This is a genomic window from Plebeiibacterium marinum (assembly GCF_026013615.1).
Classification (GTDB): domain Bacteria; phylum Bacteroidota; class Bacteroidia; order Bacteroidales; family Marinilabiliaceae; genus Saccharicrinis; species Saccharicrinis marinus_A.
Genome location: NZ_JAPDPI010000079.1, coordinates 1 through 12,053, shown reverse-complemented (window position 1 = coordinate 12,053; position 12,053 = coordinate 1). Strand labels below are relative to the sequence as shown.

Annotated in this window: 9 protein-coding genes and 1 pseudogene; 8 read left to right on the top strand and 2 right to left on the bottom strand. The window is 33.2% G+C overall.

Translation table 11 applies throughout. The features are described from left to right. Nucleotides 1–359: 359 nt before the first annotated feature. The gene (locus tag OM074_RS20525) at nucleotides 360–1,238 is read right to left on the bottom strand and encodes an AraC family transcriptional regulator (protein WP_301202555.1); all 879 of its coding nucleotides are present in this window, start codon (nucleotides 1,236–1,238) and stop codon (nucleotides 360–362) included. A gap of 119 nt (nucleotides 1,239–1,357) precedes the next feature. Here OM074_RS20525 and OM074_RS20520 point away from each other — a divergent pair, with 119 nt between their 5' ends. The 8 genes from OM074_RS20520 (at nucleotide 1,358) to OM074_RS20485 (ending at nucleotide 11,563) form a co-directional block, all read left to right on the top strand. Further along, the gene (locus OM074_RS20520; RefSeq protein WP_301202553.1) at nucleotides 1,358–4,681 is read left to right on the top strand and encodes a DUF5107 domain-containing protein; all 3,324 of its coding nucleotides are present in this window, start codon (nucleotides 1,358–1,360) and stop codon (nucleotides 4,679–4,681) included. Between the two features lie 1,004 nt (nucleotides 4,682–5,685). After that, a complete protein-coding gene (locus tag OM074_RS20515) occupies nucleotides 5,686–5,964 on the top strand; it encodes a hypothetical protein (protein WP_301202552.1) in 279 nt (92 codons plus the stop codon). Between the two features lie 23 nt (nucleotides 5,965–5,987). After that, entirely contained in the window at nucleotides 5,988–6,263 is a 276-nt protein-coding gene (locus tag OM074_RS20510) for a hypothetical protein (protein WP_301202551.1), read from the top strand. Nucleotides 6,264–6,508: 245 nt separating this feature from the next. Next, nucleotides 6,509–7,795, top strand: coding sequence for a hypothetical protein (locus tag OM074_RS20505; protein ID WP_301202550.1), 1,287 nt, complete (start codon nucleotides 6,509–6,511; stop codon nucleotides 7,793–7,795). After that, entirely contained in the window at nucleotides 7,785–8,237 is a 453-nt protein-coding gene (locus OM074_RS20500) for a three component ABC system middle component (protein ID WP_301202549.1), read from the top strand. The genes OM074_RS20505 and OM074_RS20500 overlap by 11 nt, the downstream gene beginning before the upstream one ends. Continuing rightward, nucleotides 8,234–10,087, top strand: a complete 1,854-nt coding sequence (locus OM074_RS20495; protein WP_301202547.1) for a DUF3732 domain-containing protein — start codon at nucleotides 8,234–8,236, stop codon at nucleotides 10,085–10,087. The genes OM074_RS20500 and OM074_RS20495 overlap by 4 nt, the downstream gene beginning before the upstream one ends. Nucleotides 10,088–10,210: 123 nt before the next feature. Then, the gene (locus OM074_RS20490; RefSeq protein WP_301202546.1) at nucleotides 10,211–10,603 is read left to right on the top strand and encodes a Fic/DOC family N-terminal domain-containing protein; all 393 of its coding nucleotides are present in this window, start codon (nucleotides 10,211–10,213) and stop codon (nucleotides 10,601–10,603) included. Nucleotides 10,604–10,702: 99 nt separating this feature from the next. Beyond that, nucleotides 10,703–11,563 carry an Rpn family recombination-promoting nuclease/putative transposase gene (locus OM074_RS20485; RefSeq protein WP_301202545.1) on the top strand — a complete coding sequence of 287 codons (861 nt, stop codon included), beginning with the start codon at nucleotides 10,703–10,705 and terminating at the stop codon, nucleotides 11,561–11,563. 242 nt (nucleotides 11,564–11,805) lie between these two features. Here the strand turns inward: OM074_RS20485 and OM074_RS20480 are convergent. After that, nucleotides 11,806–12,053, bottom strand: a pseudogene (locus tag OM074_RS20480) (hypothetical protein); the annotation flags it as partial.

The following is a 12,053-nucleotide window of genomic DNA, read 5'->3' as shown; positions in this document are numbered from 1 at the left end:
ATGCGTTGCATGGGGCTAGGATAAGCTGTGCTTTCAGCACGATATACAAAATGCTTTTACAAAAAATCTTCAGCCTAAAATATATAACATTATTCTAGTAAAATAGAACCTTAGCCTGATTGCTATGTGGGGTGGCAAGCTGCAAATAAAACTCCACAAGGGTAGCCTCCACTTATGGGGATGTATGGAGGAGTAGAACGAGAAAGTACTTTCAGTTTGTAAGTGCCAACTCTTCGTTAGTGGAGTTTTTACACACCCTGTAAAGTGAGGGCCGAAAGGTAGGACTTTCTCCTTTAGAAGGCGCCAGGGGTAAGCGATTGGAGTTTTAATTATCTTAGGAGTTTTCTTGTTGAAACTAATTAACCCTTTAATGTTTTCCTGTATTCTTTAGGAGACAAATTCATGACCTTTTTAAAAATTCTGGAAAAATAGTAAGGGTCATCATAGCCAACCTGTTGAGCAATTTCTTTAATGTTAAGGTGTGTGTGGTCGAGCAGGCGACAGGCATTTTGTATTTTTAACTGTATCAGGTAGTTTAATGGAGAGTGGCCTGTTTTCTGTTTGAAAACAAGGGAATAATGCGCCACTGATAAATTTGCCTGATTTGCCAGATCTTCCAATGTTAGCTTTTCATTAAGGTGGTTTCTCATAAAGAAAATAGATTTTTCGGTCAGATCCTTTTCCTGGGGCTTTCTAACTTGCCTGTATTGACTTAAATATCTGAAAGAGGCTAAGAAGTGCCATAGGCAAATATTGGCATAATCAATATTCTCCATACTGAATCCCATTTCCAGGTTTTGTATCATCTCTTCAAAAAGGTCTAAACGCTCGTCAATACGCGATATTTCAGATGGTGTAATGCTTTGGGCTTCACTAATTGTGTCTATAAAATACTCTGCTGTTAATCCACTAAAATGTACCCAATAAATACTCCATGGATTGTTTTTTGAACTGCCGTAAGAATGGGGTATGTTAGCAGGAATTATAAAGTATTGGTTGGCTTTGACTGTAATGCGGTTATTTCCTAATAATATCCATCCTTCTCCATCGGTGCAATACATTAATATATGTTGCTTGCTGCCGCTAATCCTTTCTCTGAGATGGTTTTGTGCTTTGGGGTAGAATCCGATATCGGTAATATATAGCTGTTTGCTTATTGGATTGTGCTGTATCTCATCAAGAATTAATTCAGGAATAATAACTGTTCGCTCACCTTGAAAGCCATCTGGTTTTATCATTTTGTTGTTTTTGTGCTAAAATAATAAGATAGTCCATTAAATCCAAATATACCTCCATTTTGGGAATAAATGGAAATATGGATATTTGTTACATCAAAAAAGTATTAAATTTTTATCATATGGAAGCTAAAGCAAGGCTCGAAAAGTTGGTACTTCCAACCTATGAACTGGGTAAATCAGAAATTAATCCGGTGTTTTTTGAAAAGAGAGTTTATCAGGGGTCATCAGGTAAAGTATATCCTGTGCCTTTTATAGATAAAGTTTATGATCATAAAGTGGATAAGGAATATCAGGCAGCTGTGCTTGAAAATGATTTTGTAAAATTAGTCATGTTGCCTGAAATTGGCGGTAGAATTTTTGAGGCGCAAGACAAGGCTAATAATGATTATAATTTCTTTTACCAGCAAAAGGTAATTAAGCCTGCTTTGGTAGGTTTAGCTGGTCCTTGGATAAGTGGAGGTGTAGAGTTTAACTGGCCACAACACCACCGTCCTGGAACTTATTTACCTACTGATGTATATATTGAAGAGGAAGCGGATGGTGCAAAAACGATCTGGATGTCGGAATATGATCCAATGTACCGTTTGAAAGGTATGCATGGAATCCGTATTCGCCCTGATAGTGCATTGATCGAACTACGCGGTCGCTTGTTTAACCGTACACCATTAACTCAAACCTTTTTATGGTGGGCAAACGTGGCTGTTGAGGTACATAAAGATTACCAAAGTTTCTTTCCGCCTGATGTGCATTATGTGGCAGACCACGCAGTTCGTGCACAAAGTAGTTTCCCATATGCCGAAAATGATTATTATGGCATTCCATATCATGAACGTCCTGGGAAAAATGATTTACGTAACTACAATAACATCCCTGTACCAACCAGTTACATGGTTTGTGATACTAAATATGATTTCTTTGGAGGATACGACTTTAAAGAACAGGGTGGTTTTATTCATGTGGCTAACCGTCATATTGCTCCTGGTAAAAAGCAATGGACCTGGGGTAGTGAAGACTTTGGTCGTGCATGGGATCGTGAATTAACAGATGAAGGCGGGCCTTATTTTGAGTTAATGGCTGGTGTATATACCGATAACCAACCAGACTTTACTTACTTACTTCCATACGAGACTAAAACTTTCTCTCAGTTCTGGTGGAGTTTTAAAAAGCTTGGCCCTGTTCAAAATGCAGATAAGGATTTAGCCATTCGTCTGGAAGTTCAGCAAGGAAATAAATTGGATTTAGGAGTTGCTTCAAGTCGTAAATTTGAAAACCTGAAGTTTATACTTCTAATCGGAAATGAGAAAACTGTATTCGAAAATAAAACAGTTACTCCGGATGAGCCCTGGCAGGATCAAACCATCCAGATTGAGGCAGGGCAGGAGCATTCAGTTTCATTAATTGTATTAAATGAGCAAGGTAAAGAGCTTATTGCATATCATCATCGTGAGGTTCCTAAAGAACGTAATCGTAAGGTAGCCTTTGAACCAAAACAACCTGAAGAAATTGAAAGTGCTAACGAGCTTGAATTAATAGGAGAACACCTTGAGTTGTACCGTCACCCAACTCGTTATCCTGAACCATATTGGAAAGAGGCCATTAAAAAAGATCCTAAGAGTTACAAATCATATATTGCTCTTGGTCGTGTAGAACTTAAAAACGGAAAGTTTGCTGAAGCAGAGGCTAACTTTAAAACGGCTATTGATATTCAAACCACTTATCATCCAAATCCTGCATCAGGTGAGGCATTGTATTTCTGTGGTTTAGCGTGTTCTTATCAAGGAAGAAAAGATGAAGCTTATAAGTTGTTTTATAAGTCTATATGGAATTATGAGTGGCGTGCAGCGGGTTATTATCAATTGGCTGCATTGGATTGTTTAAAAGGAGATTTCGAAACAGCTCTTGAGCATATTGAAGCTTCATTGGATACAAATCGTCAGAATAACAAGGCATACATTTTAAAAGCTATTGTGCTTAAGCATCAGGGAAATAAAGAGGCTGCTCAGAGTGTATTTACAGAACTGTTTAAAACGGACTCTCTTGATCAATGGGCAAAATTTGAGTTGGCAAATCTAAATGGCAATTACGGAGATTTTATTCAGTCATCAAGAAATGATGCACAGACTATAATCGATATTGCATTTGACTATGCTGAAGCGGGTTTCTATCAGGAAGCAATTGATGTGATAGAGTTACATCATAAAAATGAAATACCTGCTTGTGCAGTGCCAAATCCAATGGCAAAATCCATCATGACAGAGTTTGTATTGGCCTGGTTATATAATCTAAAAGGAGAAGCCGCCGTATCAAAAGAAATTCTTGAAAAGACAAAAGCTGCATCATACGATTATGCTTTCCCTTCACGTACTTTTGAGCAGATTGTAATGGAGTGGGCATTACAGGTAGATATTAATAATGCTATTGCAGCGTATGGTTTAGGAAACTACTATTTTAACTTGAAACGTCATGAAGATGCTATTGCTGCATGGCAAAAGGCTGCAGATGCAAACAGTAACTATGGTACATTATACCGAAACTTAGGTATCGCATACTGGAATACTTTTGAAGATGGGGAAAAAGCAAGACAAGCTTTCCTTAAAGCTATTGAATTGTCTCCTGAGGATATGCGTATCAGTTTTGAATATGATCAGTTGCGTAAGAAACTAAATGATGATCCAAAAGATCGTTTAGAAAGTTTGTTGGCAATAAAAAATCAGGTTGCAACCCGTGATGATTTTTCAGTAGAATTGGCTGCCTTGTATAATTTTACAGGGGATTATATTAGTGCATTAGATCTTATGGAGAACCATAACTTCCATCCTTGGGAAGGTGGTGAAGGTCAGGTTTTAAGACAATATACTTATGCTTGTTTAAAGATGGGACAAGAAGCTCTTCTAAACGGAGATGCAGAAGCTGCATTGAAATATTTTGAAAAGTCGATGGATACACCGGATAATTTAGGTGAGAAATACCACCCATTACAGGCTGTAGCTCATATTAATTACTGGAAAGGGATGGCACTTAAAGCAATGGGTAAACCAGAAGAAGCTAAGGCATATTTTGAAGCCAGTACCAACGAGGAAGGAGACTTTATTGATATGGCAGTTAGTGCTTATTCAGAACTATCGTACTATAAAGCTCTTTCATTAAGAGAACTAGGTGAAGCAGCAGAGGCTAATGAGCTGTTAAATAATATCAAAGAATTTGCAGAGGCTAAACTAAAAGAGACAGTGAGAATTGATTATTTTGCAACATCATTGCCTTTGTTGTTGGTTTTTGAAGATGATATTCAAAAGCGTAATGCAGTGGATTCTAAATTTCTGATCGCGCTTGCTGAAAATGGGCTTAGGAATTCAAATGTTGCTGCATTTTTGGTCGACGAGATACTTGCATTAAATTCGATGCATGTTGGAGTTGCTGATTTAAAGAAAGAACTCTACCGATAAGTTTAGTATTCATTAATATATTGCAAACGCTGTCATTTTATTACTTGACAGCGTTTTGTTTTTAATACTAATATATAAAGGATGACATTTACGCTTAGTTGTTTTTAAGGATTGCCTATCCGAAGATTTTCTGTACCATTCTAATCCCAATAATTCGTTGGTTTTTTATAAGTGCTAGATTATGAGATACTTAATTAAATCAACTTAGGTTAGGTAAAAATCTGATTTTAAGCATCTTGCAAATAAGTCTCTTATCTCTTATCTAAAATCTAACGATCTGTTAAATCCCATAATGTAAAAAAAATGGTATTAATAATAGATTGTAATTATCCCTGCATCGGGATTGGTTTCTATTGTGGTGCGGTCGTGTTCGTATTTAAGATGCCCTTAAGATGGTATTTATACCCATTTCATTCTATTTTAACCGAACCAGAACCGAACGAAAACCGAACGAGAACCGAAGGAGAACCGAACGAGCAAAGACAACATTAGGACGCCAATCCGGAGACTCCCTTTATTGAATGGTTATGAACAATGAACAACAACCAATGAACAACAAACAATGTTAATTGGTCATTGCTCATTGTTCATTGCTAATTGATATTCTGTACCAAATAATTGTGATATGTGTTTGTAAGTGTGTGTTAATTGGTTGTTTATTAATGGATATAATAATACTGGAGACTTTATAGTTTAAAGTAGTGCTGTTTAAAATCATTTATTACCTTTGTTGATCCTAAAATACATGTAATGACATTTTAACTATTAGGATATTCAATAACACAAAAAAATAAAGAGCAACTATGGAGCTGATTGTATTTAAAAGCAAGCATACCCTTTTTACTGAAATTTTAATAACCAAATATATACAAAACATATATATATGCTCGTTAAATCAGTGAGTTACAGAGGTTGTTGACCTGCTATATAAAATATATTAAGCCAATGGGTTTAGGGAAATGTTAGGTGCAAGTGCTTGCGCAGACCTTGAAAATTAATTAACTATGAAAGTAACAAAAGAAGAATTAATATCATTTTTGGAAGAAAAGGTTTTAACTCCAGCGGAAAATCATCCTAAATCGAATTTGACAATAAAACGAAAAATAAGAGCGACAAGAATGAGATTAAACCAGTTAAAAAGTGCTTTAAAAGTTGAGGGATTTTTTTGGAGCGCAATGGCTACAGATAATGGGATTGATTCTTATGCTAAAATATCTGGAATTGGAGCTCCAACATTTGAAGATGTTAGAATAGAATTTAAAAATAAATGCGGAAGGAAATAACTTTTAATTTAAAACAATAAATTATGTTAATAGTAACATTAACTGAAAGTGGATTTTCATCTAATATAAACATAGAGGAAAATATTTTTAAAAACCCCAACTCTAATACAGTAATTAAAATAATTTGTAAGCCTGCAATCAAAATAGACCAGAACCAATTAATGGATAATGTTTGCGATTACATAAATTCATTTATTGACTTTGAGATAAAGACACGACATGTTGTTTTAGACTTAAGTACAATAGCCGACTCTGACATGAATAAGATATCAGAATTGTCATTTCAAGTATATTGGTAGAAACACCAGCACCTAACACAAAATATAATTAATAGGGCAGTTTGGTGTAATTTGTAAGTATGTAGGGTGTTTGAGCACCACCAAAGCTTTTGCTTCGGCTATGTTACGAATAAAAGTTATACCCAAAGCAAAAGCTTCGGCTCAGTAGTGGTCCGACAGGTTTGCTTCTTAAAATTGCCCTACTAAATTATATTTCAAACGTTAGGGAAAACTGAAATTATGAAACCAATTAAATTTAAGAAAATATGACAGATAGCTATTATGATACAACAAGCGCGGCAGATACGTTTGTCGGATTTGAATATCAATATTACTACTTTCTCTTTACTTTGCTTGACAAATTAGAAGATACAGGCGAAATTGGTTTTGAGGTAAAGGACGATGTACATATTGAATTGCCTGATGGTAAGTTAATATTGGTTCAACTTAAACACACTACTCAAATCATTGAGAAAGGAAAAAGCAAGGGGAGCTTAATGTACCTTGCAACAAGAGATAAAGATTTGTGGCACACAGTTCATAATTGGATAGAAGTAATAAAAAATGTCGGAGGAAGAACAAGTGACGAGCAAGTAAAATATATAAATAATACTATATTTCAATTAGTTACTAACAAACAGTTCTCAAAAGATAACAGTTTTCTTAAAGAGTTAAAGAAGTATAAAAAGGATAAATCATTAGCGGAGTTCAGAAAATATCTTGCCGATTTATTTGCGAAAACAAAAGACCCTGACGACCCTACAAAGAAAAATCTGATAAAGGGATATATAAAGGAATTTCAAGCATTAAATGATGATGTATTATCAAGTTTTTTGGAACACCTTTTTGTAGAAACTGGAATAGATGAATTAATCGAAAAAATTGAAAAGAAAATTAAATACAGAAAAAGTATTGATGAAAAACAAGTTGAAAAAGCTTTTAATCTTTTAGATAGTAATTTACGCAAACTGATTTATAAACAAATAAAAGATAGAAAAAAGGTTATTATAGCAGCCGAAAATTTCCATAAACTTTCTTCAAGGTGTTTAAACATTGCAAAAAGTGGAAAGTTGCCAGAGAGAAAAGGGAATTTCTATAAGCAACCGATTAATCTGGAAAATCAAAAATTTATAAAACAATTAATTGATATTAAGGCTATAAACCCAGAAAATAAGCATAAAATAAAAGAACTTACAAGTGCAAAATTAAGTCTTATGAATTTAGTCAAAGCTTGGGAGCAAGCAGGAGACTTACTTAGCACAGACATTTTGGAATTAGAAGAGACAGCAATTCAAAAATGGTATGTTAGATTTGAAACAGTCGAGCGAGAAAGCGAAGAAATTAACAATAAAACAATTGTTATATCAAGAGAAAATAAACTGAATAAAATTGCATTGAACTGTTATGATGAAGTAAGGAAAATTGAGCTTAATATTGATAATACCAATTTAACACCAAAGCAAAGTAATGGTCAATACTATTACTTATCAGATGAAAATCCTAAAATTGGTTGGCGTTTTGATTGGGAAAAAAAGTATAAAAATGAGAAATAATTATTTTTACAATAACGAAGCAATTGGGCTTATTTCAATCTATTCTGTTCTTCAAAAGATTAGAGAGATTAACATAGCAAAAATAACCTTGGTTTTGCCATTGTTATTTCATGAAAAGTCCCTTAAACACATCATGAACGATGATTTTGAAGATTCCAGTATTGAGGAATTTACAAGCAACACTCATTTGTTTGTAAACTTCAATGATAGATTTAAAACTTACCTTCCCATTTGTTTGAACGTTATCTCAATAATGAAATCATCTGATTTAATATCTTTTGACAACAATGTGATTTCAATAAATGAGCAAAAAGAAATTGACATATCAAAAGCTGAAATAGGAAATCGAGGAAAGCAACTTCATGACGCAGGTCATAAACTTGCAAATATTTTGATAGAAAACGAAACCAATCTTTTTTACCAATTAAGAGTAATACTATGAAATTTACTATAAACAAAGTCCTATTATGGTCTTCAAAAACAGATTATTTACGACAAATTGAATTTGAACCAAATAAGGTCAATCTTTTAACAGGGACTAATGATAGAGGAAAGACTGCGATATTAGAAATTATTTCGTATTGTTTACTTTCTGAAAAAGTTGACATACCACAAGAAGTAATAAATGAAAATGTTTCATGGTATGGAATAAACATAACCATAAATCGCAATACATACACTATTGCAAGAGCCAAACTTGGTACAGCAGGAGAAACTTCGTTTGAAATATATCTTTCTAAAATTGGAGAAATTCCGAATAAACCTACTAACAATTCAAAAAAACGTGAAGTTTTATCAATTCTGGACGATGAATTTAATTTAAAGTTTGCAAAGTTCGATTTTGAGGGCGAAAAAGCCGATTTGATCAAAAATGTATCATATCGTTCATTGTTGATATTAAATGTATTAACAGATAATGTTATTACACACAGAGATGATTATTTGGATTTTGGTGCATTTAAGCAAGATAAGAATGAAAAAGAGAAAAGAACAAAGGAAAATTTTGATGTTGCTTTTAACTTAGCGATTGGTGCAGAAGACCCAAGTAATGTAATATTGCGAAAAAGAATTGAAAAGCTTGAAAAGTTAAAGAATACGAACGAGACAAAGAGAAATGAATTTGAAAAAATCTTATATTCTATTTCAAAGGACGCTAAAAATTTTGGAATAATTGATGACACAATAGTTGGTTTTGACGATAATTATAAGGCTGTCAAAAATTTAATGCAAAAGTTTAATAATGACAAATTATCAACTGACTTAGTTCAATTCGAGGACTTAAAAACCCAAGAGCTAATATTAACCCGCCAAATTAAGAGCTTAAAACGTTATAAAAGAGACTTTGATAAATATAACGAATTGAATGAGAAAGATGTAGATAGTATTCAAGCTATTGATTATGTTTACAATAATTTCAGCGAAGTAATAGAAACGCCAATAGTTCTTGAATTTATAGAAAACTTAGAAACAGAATATAAAAACATAAAGAAGCAAATATTAGATAGTCCATTTGAAGCCCCAGATGTTTCACAAGAAATTAATGAACTACAAGAGCAATTATCTGATATTCAAAAAGAATTGGAGCAGTTTCCTCTATTCAACTGGAATTTTGAAAATGAAGTTGGAAAATATATTCATATCGGAAGATTAAAAGAAAGGTTCATGAAAAATGAGGAATATAAGGCAAAAGAAAAATTTGACTTAAATATTGCTGCATTTGAAAAGGAAATTGCAGAATTAGAGCCTTATATACAAAGTAAACATATTGATAAAACCTTAACTAAATCAAAAATAGAAACTCTGATACAAAAGCAAATAGATAATTCAAATGCACTTGAAGAGTACAAAAATTACAAGGCTTCTTTTGACTTAGCTGATAAAATAATAAGATTAAGAAAATCGCAGTTCAAATATTTTCCAGGAGTTGGCAGTAGTTCAAATTACTTGTTTTTGCATTTATCTTTCTTTTTAGGCTTGCATGAATTTTTCTTAGAACCAAGAGAAGCAGAAACAGCATTTGTTGCCCCATTTTTAATTATAGACCAATTCAGTCGTCCATTTGCCAAAGAAGCAACGCAAGAGCAGAGGATTACTAAATTTCAAAAGGCAATGAAACTATTAACTGGCTTTATTGAGTACTTAAATCTTAGACATGAAGATGAATTTCAATTTATAATACTTGATAATGCAAGACAAGATATGATTGAGAAATGGAATTTACCTCACATACATTTTGTTGAGGATTTTCGTAATGATAACGCATTAATCACCAAAGAGATGATGAAAAAATAATTTCCCTAACATTGCACTTAATGCAAGCGGGGTAGGCGGCTTGCATAAGTGCATTTTCGTTGTCGCCTATGCAACTTCAGAACAGAACATCCTTATGTATAGAAAATTCTTTACAATGGAATCTTGGGGATTATCATTACAACACATGATGATTTATATAAATCGCAATTAAATCTAGATGCGTTTAAATCATTAGAGGCAAAGGAAGTTCAGAATTATATTGCTGCATTAAAGAGAGGTTTTGAATTAATTACAAAAATAAGGGAGTTAATGCTTGATTATAAGCATCGATTAAGAGATAATTATAAATTTTACAGTCAGGATTTATTGAATAATCTTTTCAAGCACCCTTATACGAAGATAGAATATGTTGTTAATGATTTAGGTGTTTCGCGCTTAACAGCAGCAAATTATCTGAATAAATTGGCTGATGATAATATGTTGAGAAAAGAGAAGCTTGGGACAGGAAATTATTATATCAATGAAGAATTATTTAAATTACTGACTAATAGATAGAAAAAGCACAGGCGACAACACTTAGCCTCTATTGATACGCAAAATCGTAGAAAGGATAGATTCAATAAAAAAATGTATTTTTGAAAGAAAAAATGAGTTGTGAGCGACATTAAAGAAAAATATATCAATCCTTTTACAAATTTCGGTTTTAAAAGACTTTTTGGGGAAGAACCAAATAAAGACCTTTTGATTGATTTTCTTAATGTTTTGCTAAAAGAACAACAAGGTGAGATTGTTGATTTGACTTATTTAAAGACAGAACAACTTGGAAATACAGAATTAGACCGAAAAGCTATTTTTGATTTGTACTGCGAAAACGAAAAAGGAGAAAAATTTATCGTTGAAATGCAGAAATCAAAGCAAAACTTTTTCAAGGATAGAAGTTTGTATTATTCAACATTTCCAATTCAAGAACAAGCTCAAAAATCAGATTGGAATTATGAATTAAAAGCTGTCTATGTAATTGGGATTCTTGACTTTGTATTTGATGAAGATAAAACTGATAAGGATAAGTTTAGATATGATGTAAAGCTTCAGGATATAAAGACAAACAAAACATTTTATGACAAGTTGACTTTTATTTACTTTGAGATGCCTAAGTTTAATAAGTCAATTGACGAACTGGAATCTCATTATGACAAGTGGTTGTATGTGATTAAAAATCTGCATAAACTAGATAGACTTCCTGAGAAATTAAAAGAACGAGTTTTTGAGCGAGTATTTGAGGTTGCAGAGATTGCAAAATTCTCTCATGAAGAATATTTATCATATGAGGATAGTTTGAAATACTATCGCGACTTAAAGAATTCACTTGATACAGCAAAAGAAGAAGGTAAGCAAGAAAAAGCTATTGAGATTATAATTAATTCAATAAAGACAGGTTTTGATAATAAAACTATTTCAAATATTACAGGATTTACTATAGCCCAGATAGAGAAGATAAGAAACAACAGAGGCTAACACTTAGCCTATAATGTAGGGTTGCTTGCATGCCCTACACATCGGAGGGCTTGTTGAACTAAACATTATTCCAGAAGTCTTTGTGTAAGATATTGTAAGCATGTGATTTACCTATAGTGGTATTAATCGTATTTTTTTATTGGTTTAACTTTGTTTCAGCATATGATTTGTTGTTGGATAATAAACGGTTACAGGGGTTGTTTGGCAATGGGGAGGAGCTCTTTAACCGGGATAGGATAGTATCAAAGCCAACTCGCCACCACAGTCTTTGCAATTGAGCAGGTATACTTACTAAGAAATTGCTCGCTGATTACTTTAAACTCAGGAACCGCCTTAGTGGCTTGTTGTAGGAAAGAATCTCTACTCATTATTAATACTTTTGCGAAAGATATTGATGGTAAGCATCCGGTAAACCACGCATAGGAAGCATTCATGCCAATATCTAAGTTTGGGCAAACTAAAAAATATTGGTATGTTGAATGAGAGAAAG